General features: G+C 71.9%; 11 protein-coding genes and 1 pseudogene. 4 read left to right on the forward strand and 8 right to left on the reverse strand.

Annotated features, from left to right (window positions below; all coding sequences use genetic code 11):
- Window positions 1-5: 5 nt before the first annotated feature.
- Entirely contained in the window at window positions 6-923 is a 918-nt protein-coding gene (locus ACH4EW_RS02995; RefSeq protein ID WP_398250458.1) for a LysR substrate-binding domain-containing protein, read from the reverse strand.
- A gap of 128 nt (window positions 924-1,051) precedes the next feature.
- Here ACH4EW_RS02995 and ACH4EW_RS03000 point away from each other — a divergent pair, with 128 nt between their 5' ends.
- Window positions 1,052-2,113, forward strand: coding sequence for an EamA family transporter (locus ACH4EW_RS03000; protein WP_398250460.1), 1,062 nt, complete (start codon window positions 1,052-1,054; stop codon window positions 2,111-2,113).
- Here the strand turns inward: ACH4EW_RS03000 and ACH4EW_RS03005 are convergent.
- Entirely contained in the window at window positions 2,011-2,832 is an 822-nt protein-coding gene (locus ACH4EW_RS03005) for an MIP/aquaporin family protein (protein WP_398250462.1), read from the reverse strand. The genes ACH4EW_RS03000 and ACH4EW_RS03005 overlap by 103 nt on opposite strands.
- 367 nt (window positions 2,833-3,199) lie before the next feature.
- Here ACH4EW_RS03005 and ACH4EW_RS03010 point away from each other — a divergent pair, with 367 nt between their 5' ends.
- Window positions 3,200-4,375: a UDP-N-acetylglucosamine--N-acetylmuramyl-(pentapeptide) pyrophosphoryl-undecaprenol N-acetylglucosamine transferase gene (locus ACH4EW_RS03010; RefSeq protein ID WP_398250464.1), complete on the forward strand. Its 1,176-nt coding sequence runs from the start codon at window positions 3,200-3,202 to the stop codon at window positions 4,373-4,375.
- A 57-nt stretch (window positions 4,376-4,432) separates the two neighbouring features.
- Here ACH4EW_RS03010 and ACH4EW_RS03015 read toward each other — a convergent pair whose 3' ends face one another.
- Entirely contained in the window at window positions 4,433-4,615 is a 183-nt protein-coding gene (locus ACH4EW_RS03015; protein ID WP_398250466.1) for a hypothetical protein, read from the reverse strand.
- A 119-nt stretch (window positions 4,616-4,734) separates the two neighbouring features.
- Between ACH4EW_RS03015 and ACH4EW_RS03020 the strand changes: the two genes are divergently transcribed.
- Window positions 4,735-5,397, forward strand: a complete 663-nt coding sequence (locus tag ACH4EW_RS03020) for an HAD family hydrolase (RefSeq protein ID WP_398250468.1) — start codon at window positions 4,735-4,737, stop codon at window positions 5,395-5,397.
- On the opposite strand, the gene ACH4EW_RS03025 is transcribed toward ACH4EW_RS03020, so the two are convergent.
- Window positions 5,378-6,604, reverse strand: coding sequence for a multiprotein-bridging factor 1 family protein (locus ACH4EW_RS03025; RefSeq protein ID WP_398250470.1), 1,227 nt, complete (start codon window positions 6,602-6,604; stop codon window positions 5,378-5,380). The genes ACH4EW_RS03020 and ACH4EW_RS03025 overlap by 20 nt on opposite strands.
- A gap of 305 nt (window positions 6,605-6,909) precedes the next feature.
- On the opposite strand from ACH4EW_RS03025, the gene ACH4EW_RS03030 reads away from it, so the two are divergent.
- A complete protein-coding gene (locus tag ACH4EW_RS03030; RefSeq protein WP_398250472.1) occupies window positions 6,910-7,062 on the forward strand; it encodes a hypothetical protein in 153 nt (50 codons plus the stop codon).
- Window positions 7,063-7,643: 581 nt separating this feature from the next.
- Here ACH4EW_RS03030 and ACH4EW_RS03035 read toward each other — a convergent pair.
- From ACH4EW_RS03035 to ACH4EW_RS03050, 4 genes and pseudogenes are all read right to left on the reverse strand, one after another.
- Window positions 7,644-8,423: pseudogene (locus tag ACH4EW_RS03035) on the reverse strand (sugar phosphate isomerase/epimerase family protein); the annotation flags it as partial.
- A gap of 115 nt (window positions 8,424-8,538) precedes the next feature.
- Window positions 8,539-9,144 carry a GAF domain-containing protein gene (locus ACH4EW_RS03040; protein ID WP_398250474.1) on the reverse strand — a complete coding sequence of 202 codons (606 nt, stop codon included), beginning with the start codon at window positions 9,142-9,144 and terminating at the stop codon, window positions 8,539-8,541.
- Window positions 9,128-10,009: a S8 family peptidase gene (locus tag ACH4EW_RS03045; RefSeq protein ID WP_398250476.1), complete on the reverse strand. Its 882-nt coding sequence runs from the start codon at window positions 10,007-10,009 to the stop codon at window positions 9,128-9,130. Before ACH4EW_RS03045 ends, ACH4EW_RS03040 begins: the two co-directional genes overlap by 17 nt.
- 3 nt (window positions 10,010-10,012) lie before the next feature.
- Entirely contained in the window at window positions 10,013-13,210 is a 3,198-nt protein-coding gene (locus ACH4EW_RS03050; protein WP_398250478.1) for an adenylate/guanylate cyclase domain-containing protein, read from the reverse strand.
- Between the last annotated feature and the right edge of the window lie 86 nt (window positions 13,211-13,296).

The following is a 13,296-nucleotide window of genomic DNA, read 5'->3' on the forward strand; positions in this document are numbered from 1 at the left end:
CGGCGTCAGGCCTCCTGCCTCAGCCCCACCGAGGCCCCGTGTGCCTGGAGTGCCGGCACCGCCGCCGTGATCGCGGGCCGCCGGGCCGCCTCCGTACGCCACAGTGCGTACAGCCGACGCACCGGTACGGGATCGAGCGGCACCGCCACGACCCCCGCCGGCAGCGGCCCCCGCCCGAGGCGCGGGATCACCGCCACCCCGAGACCGGCGGCGAGCAGGGCCAGTTGGGTGTGGTTCTCCTCCGCCTGGTGCCGGATGTCGGGCTCGTGACCCGCCGCGCGCAGCGTCCGTACGAGCCAGTCGTGACAGACCCGCCCCGGCGGCTGGCAGATCCACCGCTCCTTCGCCAGCTCCTCGCGCCGCACCCCGTCCCGCCCGGCGAGCCGATGGCCTTCGGGCACCAGCAGATCGCACAGGTCGTCACCTATCACCGCCTGCGCCACTCCCTCCGGGGCGGGCAGCGGGGCGATGTCCCAGTCGTGTGCGACCGCCAGATCGATCACACCCTTGGCCACCAGGTCGACCGAGAGATGCGGATCGACCTCGGTCAACCGGACGTCCAGGGCGGGATGGTGCCGGTCCAGCTCGGCCAGCACGCCGGGCAGCAGCCCACGCGCCGCGGATGCGAAGGCGCCGATCGACAGCCGCCCGGTGGGCAGCCCCCTGCGCTCCTCCAGTGCCGCCTCCGCGCGCTCCACGATCGCCAGCAACTGCTGGGCCGTCTCAGTCAGATGGAGCGCCTCCTCGGTCAGTGCGACACCGCGCCCGCGGCGTTCGAGGAGGGTCGTGCGAGTCTCCCGCTCCAGCTTGGTGATCTGCTGCGAGACCGCCGACGGGGTGTAGCCGAGCGCGGCGGCGGCGCCCGCGACGGAGCCATGGACGGAGATGGCGTGCAGTGCGCGCAGCCGGGACAGATCGAGCACCACAGCCTCCGGGGCTCTTGCCGGTCGGGCCGGTCGGGTCGAGTCACGTGATTCGTTAGCGTTGCTCAATTCCATCATGAAGAAATCGGCGCTGGTGCTACATGGACGGTGCGGGCGATCCTCGGTGCATGCGTCCCCTCCACATCGCCCTGGCCGCCCTGGTGGCCGCCGTCTGGGGTGTCAATTTCGTCGTCATCGAGGTCGGCCTCGGGCACTTCCCGCCGCTGCTCTTCTCCGCCCTGCGCTTCCTGGTCGCCGCGCTGCCCGCGGTCTTCTTCGTCGGCCGGCCCAAGGTCGCGTGGAAGTGGATCGTGGGTGTCGGGCTCGTCCTCGGAGTGGCGAAGTTCGGGCTGCTCTTCATCGGCATGGACCGCGGAATGCCCGCCGGTCTCTCCTCCCTCGTGCTCCAGGTCCAGGCGGTCTTCACGGCCCTCTTCGCAGCTCTCGTGCTTGGTGAACGACCGGGCAGAACAAGGGTGTTGGGGATGGGGATAGCTCTGGTCGGCATCGGGGTGGCCGCGGCCGACGAGGGCGCGAGCGGTCCCGCACTCGCTTTCGTCCTGGTGATCGCGGCGGCGGCCTGCTGGGGCGTGTCCAACGTGCTGACCCGCAAGGCCGCCCCGCCCGATTCCCTCAACTTCATGGTCTGGGTCTCGACCGTGCCGGTGCTGCCGCTGCTCGGCCTCTCCCTCGTCTTCGAGGGCTGGGACCGCGACGCCGCCGCGCTGGCCGCGCTCGACTGGAGCGGCGCCGGGATCATCGTCTACGTCGCGTGGATCACCACCGTCTTCGGCTTCGGCGCCTGGGGCTATCTGCTGAGCCGGCATCCGGCGTCGTCGGTGGCCCCGTTCACTCTGCTGGTCCCCGTCTTCGGGATGTCCTCGGCCGCGCTGCTGCTGGGCGAGTCGGTGAGCCCGCTGCGGTGGTGCGCGGCGGCGCTGCTGGTGGGCGGAGTGGCGCTGACGTCCCTGGCGGGGACGCGGCGGGTCCGTACGGCGGTACCGGGGGCGGAGCCGGCGGTGGCGGACGATGCGGGGCCGGATCCGGCGGTGGCGGACGATGCGGGGCCGGGCAGCCCGGCCCCGGCCTACGACACGCGCCGGCTGCGTACGCGTCCGCTGCCGGCGACGCGGGCCCTGGATACCTGCTCAACTGCTGAGGGCCGGCCCCTGCGGACGAATCGGTCGTAGAGCACCGCGGCGAGGACACCGCCGACCACAGGGCCTACCAGGATCACCCACCAGCCGCTGAACGAGCCGGCGGCGATCATCGGACCAAGACCGCGGGCCGGGTTGACGGCAGCCCCGTCACTGGGGCCGCCGATGAAGACCGCCGCGGCGAGGGCGAAGCCGACCACGATCGGGGCGACGGGGGCCGGGAACCGCTTGTCGGTGGCCGCGGCGGTCACCACGAGGACCAGCACGAAGGTGATCAGGATCTCGACGACCAGAGCACGGCCATCGCTCACCCCGGGCGCAGGGTTGGTGGCACCGAGGTGCGTGGTGGCCCGCGCGGCGCTGCCGTGAATGGCCCAGGTGGCGAGAGCACCGAGGATCCCGCCGATCATCTGGACGAGGACGTAGCCGGGGACATGCCGCCACGAGAACCTGCGGATGACAGCCAACGCGACGGTGACGGCCGGGTTGAAGTGCGCGCTGGATACGTGGGCGAGGCCGCCGACCAGTGCGGCCAGCGTCAGCCCGTTGGCCAGGACGATGGCCAGCGAGCCGTAGGCCGGTCCGGCGATAGTGCGCGCCATGCCGGCGGCGGTGGCGGTGGCGGTTATCGCGAAGACCAGGATGAAGGTCCCGGTCAACTCGGCGAGGTAGGCGCCGACCGCGCCGTCGGAGTGGGGCGCCCAGGGGCGTCTGGCGGAAACTCGGATACGCTCTCTGACCTGCACAGACATGTTTCACTCCCTTAGCTGAAACGCACGGCTGGTGCTGAGCCCTGAAGGAATGTCCGTCGCACCGGAGAAAGGCCCCCTGACGGCGTGTCGGCCTCTCCGTTCTTCAGCCGCATCCCCAGGCTTCGGAAATCGGCGTCCCTCATCAGAGGCGTCGCTCGGCAGAGGTATCGCTCGACCGCTCGCCGATGTCGCCGCAATGGGTGGAGACCCGACGCAGGCGTTCGCCCGTTGGTCAGCGGGCGCAGGCGCTCCTCTCAAGCGTACGACGTCGCCGTGGAGGTGTCTCCTTACAAGGCTGTGTGACGGGCTGCGCTGGAACGGTCCGAAGTGGCCGTCATGGGTGGGGGCAGCCAGTAGGGTGCGCCGGGTGAACAGTGCTTCCTCTTTTCCTCGCACCTTCCGTTTGATTGTCACGGGGGGAGGTACCGGGGGCCACACCTATCCCGCCCTGACCGCGATTCGCGCGTTGCAGGACCGACTGGCAGCGGAGGGCAAGACGCTCGATGTGCTGTGGATCGGCACGGCGCACGGCCTGGAGGCCCGTGTCGCACCGGCCGAGGGCATCGCATTCACCACGGTCGCCACGGGCAAGATCCGACGTTCCGGCAACCCGCTCAAGCTGGTGTCGCCGGCCAACGTCAAGGACATGGCTCGGGTGCCGCTCGGGGTGGCGCAGGCGAGGAAGCTGGTTGCAGATTTCCGGCCCGACGTGGTGCTTGCCACCGGCGGATATGTCGCTGTTCCGGCCGGCCTGGCCGCCCGGATGTGCAGGCGTCCGCTGGTGCTGCACGAGCAGACGGTGCGCCTCGGCCTTGCGAACAGGAAGCTGGCCGGTTCGGCGACGCGGATCGCGGTGTCATCGGAGTCATCGCTGCCACTGCTGCCAGATGCGGTGCGCGGGCTGGCGGTGGTCACCGGGAACCCTGTGCGTCCGGAGGTTCTGACCGGGCACGCGGACAAGGCAGTCGAGACACTCGGACTGTACAGATTCGACCGACGGCTCCCGACGGTATACGTCACTGGCGGCGCCCAGGGCGCCCAGCAGATCAACGGCGTCGTCCGTGATGCGCTGGCGTGGCTGCTTGAGCGCGCGAACGTGATTCACCAGTGCGGTCCGGACAATGTCGAAGGACTGCGTGAGCATGCGGCAGTGTTGCCCGAGGCGTTGCGGGGCCGGTACTACCTGGCCGGGTTCGTCGGACCGGAGCTGCCCGACGTCCTGGCGCTCGCCGACATCGTGGTCTCCCGCAGCGGGGCCGGGACGCTCGCCGAGCTGACCGCGCTGGGTAAGCCCGCGGTGTTCATCCCGCTTGCCACATCGGCCGGGAACGAGCAGGCGCACAACGCCCACCACCTGGAGGAGGCCGGCGCCGCCGTCGCCTTGCTCGGTGACGTCGCCGCCGACCGGCTCAAGGACGCCGTCGGCCCGCTGCTCACCGACCCCACGCGGCGGGAGGCGATGGCTCAGCGGGCCAGGGAGCACGGAAGACCGGATGCGGCGGACAGGCTTGTGGACGTGATCCTGTCCGCCGCATCCGGCTGATCAGGCCGAACAAGCCGCGCACCATCTGGCCGACGAGATCCGCTCCGGCAGCCTTGGTCAGGGGGAAGCCCCCGCGATCCCCACGTTCAGCTCGTTGATCGTGACTGCGCTGTCGTCGGAGATGAATCCCTGTACGCAGCAGACCCGTCGGGCTCGGACGGCGCCCAGTGTCTTCACGGCGAGGTCGCGCACGGCGGGGTCGTCGAACGTGGCGGAGACCGCGGCAAGGCCGGCCTTCACCAGATCCCGCGGCGCAAAATCGAGGAGGCCCGGTCGGTGCGGTCCATCCCGATCTGTCGATCTCGTCCGGGAAAGTGCCGACAGCCGGACGGCACAGCACCAACGTTAGGATGCGGCCCATGATTCGCGCAGTCGTGTTCGACGTTGGTGAGTGCCTGGTCGACGAAACCCGCGAGTACGGGACCTGGGCCGACTGGCTCGGTGTACCGCGGCACACCTTTGTCTCAATGTTTGGCGCTGTCATCGCCCAGGGCCGGGACTACCGGGAGACGTTCCAGGAATTCCGTCCCGGCTTCGATCTCTACGAGGAGCGCGAGAAGCGCGCACTGGCCGGGCAGCCCGAAACTTTCGACGAGACCGACCTGTACCCGGACGTCCGCCCCGCCCTGGCCCAACTCCGGGCCGACGGGCTGTGGCTCGGCATCGCGGGCAACCAGACCACCCGGGCAGGCCGCATCCTGCGGGAGCTGTTCACCGCTGACGTCGACCTGATCGGCACCTCGGACGATTGGGGCGCCAGCAAGCCGGATCCGTCATTCTTCCACCGCGTGGCCGAGGTGGTCCCCTTCAGCAAAGACCAGATCCTCTACGTAGGCGATCGGGTCGACAACGACCTGCGGCCGGCCAACGCCGCAGGCATGGAAACCGCTCTGGTCCACCGCGGCCCGTGGGCAACCATCCAGTGGCACACCGAGGAAGCGGAGAAGCTCCCGACCTTCCGAGTCGAGAGCCTCCTGGAACTCTCCGGTGGGATCAGGCAGTTCAACGCGCGAGCGCACTGACCGTCGTCGACCATCCGTACAGTCGCTCGTCCAGGTCCCGCACACACTGGTCGTGCTGGTGCGGGGCCAGGGCGCGGCGCACTTCACGGACCCGGTCCATGCCCATCGCGTACCAGGTGACCTCAAGCTGATCGAGTGCCCGGCACGCGTAATCGCATGCCGCTTCCGGGTTCCCGGCGGCTGCCTCCACCGCTGCGAGATCGCCGTAGATCACTGTGCGTTGCTTGTCCTCGGTACGGGGCAGGTCGTCGAGCACGCCGAGGAGGGTGGTGCGTGCCTGCGGCAGGTGGCCCGCCTTCAGTTGGGTGTTCCCCTTGAACGCGGCAAGCCGGACTGCTGTGAACCAGTCGAGCCAGGCCGGGCTCGCGTGCGCGGTGCCTGCGGCCAGTACATCCTCGGCGTGACCGAGCAGGTGCAGGGCGGTCCGGGTGTTCCCGCATCTGGTCTCGCACTCGGCCTCCACCGCGTCCAGCCATGCCAGCAGGTCGGCGGAGGCGGGGCCGCGGCGGGCGTAAGTCCGGGCGGCCACCATGCGCTCCGCCATCGCGTCCCGCTTGCCCACCCACGCCGGGATGAAAGCGGAGTGTGCGAGGATCGCGCTGCCGAGTAGTGGATCGTCCGCCTGGCCAGCGGCCTGGAGTGCGAGCAAGAGAGTCTTACCGGCCTGGTCTGCGTCGCGGAGGTCGAAGAACTCGATCCGCCCTGCCAACAAGTACGACTCGCTCAGCGCGGTGGCGATCGCACGACGGGTTTGGCCGGACGTTTCGGTGAGGAGTGTGCACCCGAGGGCGGCGTGAGCAACGGCAGCGGGGTGGAGGGTGGCTGGGGCGACGGACCAGTACAGGTGCCGGTGCGACCGGGTCACGGCCTCGAAGTCGGCTGCGACGGAGGCGGGTTGCATGGCCGCAGTGGCCTGCACGGGCACGGCGGCCAAACCGACTGCGGCCACGGATGCCTCGACGAGGGACCGTCGTACCCGGCCGGGGCGGTCATGGCCGACTGGAGGGGTGAACCCAAGCGATTCCATGTCCTGGCCGAGCAGTTCGGTGAGAGCCTGCTGAAGGTCCGGGTGCGGCCAGGGCGGGGTCTCGGACTCCCATCGTCGGACCTGGCGAACACCCACCCCAAGGACAGTGGCCAGTTCCTGTTGAGAGCGGTATCCCGCAGCGTGGCGGGCTGCCTTGAGGCGTGCGTTTCCTGTGGACATGGCGACCTCCGTGACGGTTGGCCAGACCAGTGTCACAGTAGGCCCTTTCATCGGGTAGTCATCACCCACACGACGGAAAGAAAGCCCTCTTTTGCGACGCTGAAAGACCTGTAAAAGCCCTCGGATTGTTCATTGGTAAGGGCCAGTCTTGGGGCACTGTCCAGCAGGTATTCACGAGGAGTCGCGTCCGTGGCCCAAACCAGCATCCATGCAAGGACCCCGTACAAGGTGATGCTCCGGCTCGGCGGAGCCTGGCGGGCGGCCTGTGGCCCGGCACGGGCGACAGCATCGCGACGGGGTCCGGCATGTCGATGACGATCAAGGTGTATGAGGTGGACCGGTACGGGCGGACGCGCGTCGTCCGGCCGAAGGCCGAGGTGGTTCCGGCCGAGACGGTGGAGCTGTCGGCCGGGTTTCCGGCCTGCCGGTGCGATCGGTGCAAGGGCGGGCAGCGGTGAGCGTGCGACCCGTCCGCCCGGTGCCGGACTCGGAGGTTGTGGGGCCGGCTGGTGTCACTGGCACAAGGGTCCGTCCTGGACGGCGGTCCTGATCGAGATCGTCGAGCAGGGTTCGGGCCCAGGGACCGTCCTCTATGCGTGTGCTCCGTGCCGGGAGCAGCGCCGCCTCATCCCGTACGGCGAGCAGCCGTGACGACGCCGACACCGGCCCGGGAGGGGTTTGCGCCTGCGTGTCGGATTGGGGAGCACGGGGAGTGCCCGGGGCCTGGTGTCAATCGTCGGCCGGGGGCTCCGGAGTGGGAGGTGCCCATGGAGACCCGGCGGTGCGCCTGCCCCTGCCACCACGTCGGATGACACCCCCGAGAGGAAACGGAAGGTCGCATTCACGCCGGGCCTGGTGACCTTCTCCGGCTCGGGGATCAGCGGGTCGCCGATCTCGCAGCCGAGGCCTGCCGGCGACGGATGCCGGGGAAACGGCCGACTGCACCAGGCGCCGCGACGCATCAGAAGGCGTCGGCCGCGCCGTCGGAATCCAAGCCGTTGCCGGGAGCCGGACGGACGCCCTGCCGCCCCGCCGTAGCCAGGCGCAGCAGGTGTTCCCGCCCGGCGGTCAGCAGTTCCGGCAGATCCTTCGCCGCCGGGTGCCACCGCTTCTCGTACTCCCAGCAGACCCAGCCGTCCCAGGTGTCCCCGCCCAGCGCATCCAGGCAGGCCCCCAGCGGCAGCACCCCGGCGCCGAGCGGCAGCGGGGTCAGGTCGTCCGCCGAGGCGATGTCCTTCACCTGTAGGTAGCCCAGATGCGGGGCCAGCGCCGCGTGGCCGGCCGCCGGGTCCTCGCCCGCCAGCCAGGTGTGCATGATGTCCCAGAGCGCCCCGATCCGCCGGTGCCCGACCGTCCCTACGACCCGGGCCACGTCGGCGCCCGCCCGGTGCGAGTCATGGGTTTCGAGCAGGATGCGCACGCCCGGGCCGGCGGCGTGCGCAGCGGCGGCGGCCAGCCGGCGGGCGGCGGTCGCGTCGGCCACGGCAGGGTCCTGGCCGCCGCCGCCCGGGAAGACCCGGACGTTCTTCGCGCCCAGGTCGCCGGCCAGCTCCATCAGCCCGGCGAGCTCGTCCAGTACGGGCCGGTCGTCGCCCTCGGCCGCGACGCGGACGTACCCGGCGACGGTCAGGATCTCGACGCCGCCCTTCTCGAACTCCTCGACGACACCGGCCCGTTCGAGCGCCGAAAGGCCCGGGTGCACCGGCTCATCGGGGTGGGTGCGCAACTCCACGCCCTGATAGCCGTGTTCGACGGCGAGCCGGACGACGTCGGCCATCGGCATGCCCGGTACTCCGAGGGTCGAGAAGGCGAGCCTCATGTGCGTTGTCCTTCCGTCGAATCCACCGGGCGCGGCTCGTCGGGCAGGTCTCAGAACGACCTCTCCGAGCCTGTCGGACGGCCGCTGTTCCGATCGGAGGTCGTCCGACAGGCGCTCAGCAGGGCTCCCTGAGCAGCTGCTCAAGGCTACCCAGCAGCCTCAGCGCGTCCGCCCGCTGCTGCGGCCCGAGTCGTTCGCCCACCCCCCGGGGGTCGGCGTCGGCCGGGGCGTACGACACCACCCGCAGCGCCGCCGCGGCCTGCCGGGCGAACATCGCGAGCAGGTCCAGCTCCCGCATGTCCGTGCGGGCACGCGGGGACGGGTCGAGCACCTCGAGGACGCCGAGCACCCGGCCCTCGCTGATCAGCGGAGCCGCCATCAGGGCGTTGGGCACGAACTCGGTGGACTCGGCGAGCGACCGGTCGAACGAGGGGGCGGTGGTGAGATCGTCCACCACCATCGGCTCGCCGGAAGTCGCCACCCAGCCCGCGATCCCGCGCCCGGCCGGGAAACGACGGCCCACCAGGAACTCCTCGCCCTGGCCGGAGACCGCCTGGAAGACCAGTTCGTCCGCCTCCTCGTCCAGCAGGAAGACCGAACTGGCCGCCGCACCGAAGATCGCGCGGGCCACGTCGACGACGGACTGGAGAAGCTCGCGCCGGGGCGAGCCCGCCGCCGGCACCGTTCCCGCGGCGGACGCTGATTCAGTTCTCGGAGTCATCACAGGCCTCTCCTGCCGGGGTGGAAAGCCGCGGGCCGAACCGCACGTTGGCCGCGGAGAGATAAAGGGCGTTCTTGAGCTGGAAAGCCGTCATCCTCGGGTGTGCCGAGAGCAGACGCGCGCAGAGCCCGCTGATGTACGGGGTCGCGAAGCTGTTCCCGGTGGTACGGATCGAGGTGCCGCCCAGCCAGGGCACCGTCACGTTCTGGCCGGGGGCGAAGAACTCCACCGGCGGTTCGGGGTTGTAGAGGTGCAGGTCCGGGTTCTCCTCCTGGTGGCTGCCGACGGAGATCACCGACGCGAACCGCCACGGATAGCTCTCCACCGGTGAGTTGTGCGCCGAGGCGACGACGACCGTGCGGTTGAAATAGGCGCGGTCGGCCAGTGCGTGCAGTTCCTCGGCGAACCGGGCACGGGTGGTGGACAGCGACAGGTTCACCACGTCGAAGCCCTGCTCGACCGCCCACCGCAGCCCGGCGAGCAGCACGTCCCCGGTGCCGGAGAACCGTTCACCCAGCACCCGTACGCTGTGCAGTTCGCACTCCGGCGCGGTCCGGCGGATGATGCCCGCGCACGCGGTGCCGTGCCCGCAGCTGTCCCCGGTGTCGGTCGCCCTGACCTCCGTCCCGCCCGTCTCCGGGTCCTTGACGACCACCCAGGACCCGGCGACCGGACCGACCCCCGGATGGTCCCGCTCGACCCCCGAGTCCACCACGCAGACCCGTACCCCCCGTCCGGTGCCCGGTGCGGCCTCGCCGTCGTCGTGTCCGGGACCGGGGTCCGCGAGGACCGCCACGTCGTCGGGGCCGCGCCCCCGCAGACTCCAGGTCAGCCCCGGCCCCGGTGCCGTGTCCGTGGTCGTCATACCTCAGCTCTTCTCCGTCGTGGCCGCCGCCGGCCCGGCGACGAGCCGCGCGGCCCACCGCTCGCCCGGCAGATGTCCCTTCTCCGTGAACTGCTCCCGCGCCGCACACGCGGCCACCGCCGCCCCCGCCGGATCGCCGAGCAGCGCCAGTGTCCGCGCCCGGTCCAGCGATGCGGTGGCCCTCACCAGCGGCGAGTCGGTCAGCAGGGAGTCCCGTACGGCGCGGCCCGCGTGACGCAGGGCAGCGGCCGCGTCCCCCGCCTCCGCCGCCAGCCGGGCGCGCAGCCCGGCCAGATCCACCCGGTCCGCGTACGGCAGCGACTGCGCTGCCCCGACCGCTTCGAGCCACTGACCTGCACCCTCCGGCCGGCCGTCGTCGAGCAGCAGCCGGGCCGCCTCCAGCCCGATGGCCGGCCGCATGGACCGGGCACCGCCGAGCACCGCCGCCCGGTCCGCCAGGGCGAGCAGTTCCAGGGCCGGTCCGGTGCGCCCGAGCAGCGCCTCGACCGTTGCGCGGAACATCGGAAGGAAGACTCGCGCCTCCGCGTAGTCCAGCTCCCCGGCGAGCTGTTCCGCCTCGGCCAGGCACTCCATGGCCCGGTCCGCCCGGCCGTGGAGCGCGTAGAGCACGGCCAGCGGGCAGTTCAGTGTGGTCCGCACGGCAGGCCGGCCGGCGCCGTGCGCGGCGAGGAGGTCCCGGCAGCGGGTCACCGCGACCGGCACGGGTTCAGGGCCGCGCCACAGCGAGATTCCGATGGCTCCGAGCGCTGCCGCCCGCTCCGGTTCCGCCTCGGCCCGCACCGCGTGGTCCAGGGCCAGCGTCAGATCGCGGTCGGCCTCCTCGTGCCGCCCGGCCAGCTGCAGCTGCTGCGCCAGCCGCAGCCGGGCCCGCGCCTGCCCGATGGAGTCCCCGGCGGACTCGAAGAGCGGCAGCACCGCCCGAGCCGTGGCCGACACGTTCATCGCGGCCGGGTCCAGCACCGCCAGCGCGAGCCGGGCGTGCGCGGCCTCCACCGGCGCGGTCCCGATGGCCAGGACCTGCCGCAACAGGCGCTCCCCGTCCTCCGCGTGACCGAGTGCCAGCCGCACCTCGCCGAGCCGCCGCAACGCCGGTGCCGCGGCCGGATCGCTGGGCGGGTGCAGGTCCACGGCACGCCTCAGCAGCCCCTGCGCCCAGTGCAGATCGGAGCGGGCCAGGGCCTGCGCACCGGCCGAGGAGAGCGCGGCGGCGGCACGGACCCGCAGGGCGGCGGCCCGGTCGTCGGCCAGGCCGAGTTCGGCGCGGTACCGGTACGCCCGCTCCAGATGCCCGCCGACCGCGGCCTCGCCCGCCGCCGTCACGCTGGGCAGTTCCGACGCCCATGCGTGCCGCTCGGCCTTGGCCCGCTTGGACAGCGAGGCATACGCGACCTCCTGGACCAGACCGCTGCTGAACCGGTGCCGCCCCGCGCCCGGACCGCCGCCGGGCGCGGTCTCGACGAGCCGTCGGCCGCGCAGCCGGGCCAGTGCCCGGGCGACCCGGTCGCGGTCGTCCTCCGGTGCGGCCGCACCGGAGGCGGCGGGCCGGTCCACGCCCTCCGCCTCGCGCGCCGCCCGGGTCAGCCGGACGAGTTCCGGCGCGGCGAAGTCCCGGCCGACGACGGCGGCCAGATCGAGGGTGGCGCGTTCGGTGCGTTCCAGCGCGCCGATCCGGGCGCCGAGCAGCGCCTGAAGGGTCGGCGGCAGTGCCGGGCCGCCCGAGGTCTCCGTACCCGTCGGGTCCGCACCGGCCGGGACCAGGAGCTGTTCCAGGTAGAGCGGGTTGCCCTCGGCACGGTCGTACAGGTCGTGGCCGTACGGGTCGCCGTCGACCGGGGCGGACTGCTTGCCCGGTCCGGCCAGCTCGCGGACCAGCAGCGCCGCCTCGGCACGCGGCAGCCCGGTCAGCGGCAGAATCTGCGCCGGGCCCGCGGCGGCCGGCGGCCCGTCCGGGCGCCCCGGACACACGATGAGCACGCCCGCACGGCCGAGCGGTCCTGCCAGCCGGTTCACCGTTCGCACCAGCAGCGGCTCGGCCCAGTGCCAGTCGTCGAGGACCAGCAGCACGGGGAGCCGTGCGGCGGTCCGGGCCAGCACGGTGATCAGCGCGGCACACATGTTTTCGAACGGCGCGTTGGGCGTGCCGTCGTGCAGCAGACCGCCGCGCAGCAGCGCCCGCGCGTCCGCCACCGGGGCCCCGGCCCGCCCGGTCGCCGCGTCGAGTGCCTCCCGGGCGACGGGCGAGTCCAGTACTTCACGTACGGCGTCGGCCAGCGGTGTCAGGGTGCCGTGGTCGCCGTAGCTGCGGCAGCGCCCGGTGCCGACGACCGGCCGCCCTTGCCCCGCGAGCCCGGCCAGCCACTCGCGCGCCAGCCGGGTCTTGCCGACCCCGGCGTCACCGACGAGCCGGACCAGCCCCGGACCCGACCCGTGCACCGTCCGGTCCAGGGCCTCGTCCAGCACCGCCTTCTCCGCGGCCCGGCCGATGAACGGCACGTCGAAACGGCGCAGCAGCTCCGGGGCGTCGGCGCCGAGCGCGATCAGCCGGTACGCGTGCACGCTGTCGCTCTTGCCCTTCAGTCGCAGCGGACCGGCCTCCTCCACGACCACGGTCGGCCCGGCGGCCTCCCATGTCTGCGGGCCGATCAGGATCTCGCCGGCCGCCGCGTTCTGTTCCAGCCGGGCCGCCACGTTCACGGTCTCGCCCGAGATCAGCGCCTGCCGCGTGCTGGCATCCGAACTCGCCACGACCTGACCGGTGTTGACGCCGATCCGGATGCTGAGCCGGATGCCCAGGGTGGCCATCAGCTCGGTGTTCAGCTCCGCCAACGCCTCACGCATGCCGAGCGCCGCCGCCAGCGCCCGCCGCGCGTCGTCCTCGCGCATCACCGGCACTCCGAACACCGCCATCACCGCATCACCGATGAACTTCTCCGGGGTGCCGCCGTGAGCCTCGATCTGCTCGCTCATGACCGCGAAATAGCGCAGCGTCACGGTGCGCAGCGTCTCCGGGTCCAGCAGTCCGGACAGCGCCGTCGAGCCCACCAGATCGCAGAAGACCGCGGTGACCAGCTTGCGTTCGTCCTCCGGCGCCGCGGCGACGTGCGCCGGACACGGGGTGCCGCAGGACGGGCAGAACCGTGCGGCGTCGGGCAGTTCGTGCCGGCACGAGGTGCAGTTCATCAGCGCTTCCTCTCTGCATGGGAGGGGACGGAGGGGGTGGAGGGGACGGAGGGACAGAGGGGCGGGAGCGGCGGGAGCGGTGGGCC

Source organism: Streptomyces sp. NPDC018000 (genome assembly GCF_044328025.1).
GTDB lineage: Bacteria > Actinomycetota > Actinomycetes > Streptomycetales > Streptomycetaceae > Streptomyces.

Bases quoted from the DNA above. Each gene is read 5' to 3' on its own strand.
- ACH4EW_RS03000 (WP_398250460.1), top strand. From the start codon at position 1,052: ATGCGTCCCCTCCACATCGCCCTGGCCGCCCTGGTGGCCGCCGTCTGG.
- ACH4EW_RS03005 (WP_398250462.1), bottom strand. From the start codon at position 2,832: ATGTCTGTGCAGGTCAGAGAGCGTATCCGAGTTTCCGCCAGACGCCCC.
- ACH4EW_RS03020 (WP_398250468.1), top strand. From the start codon at position 4,735: ATGATTCGCGCAGTCGTGTTCGACGTTGGTGAGTGCCTGGTCGACGAA.
- ACH4EW_RS03025 (WP_398250470.1), bottom strand. From the start codon at position 6,604: ATGTCCACAGGAAACGCACGCCTCAAGGCAGCCCGCCACGCTGCGGGA.
- ACH4EW_RS03030 (WP_398250472.1), top strand. From the start codon at position 6,910: ATGTCGATGACGATCAAGGTGTATGAGGTGGACCGGTACGGGCGGACG.
- ACH4EW_RS03040 (WP_398250474.1), bottom strand. From the start codon at position 9,144: ATGACTCCGAGAACTGAATCAGCGTCCGCCGCGGGAACGGTGCCGGCG.
- ACH4EW_RS03045 (WP_398250476.1), bottom strand. From the start codon at position 10,009: ATGACGACCACGGACACGGCACCGGGGCCGGGGCTGACCTGGAGTCTG.
- ACH4EW_RS03050 (WP_398250478.1), bottom strand. From the start codon at position 13,210: ATGAACTGCACCTCGTGCCGGCACGAACTGCCCGACGCCGCACGGTTC.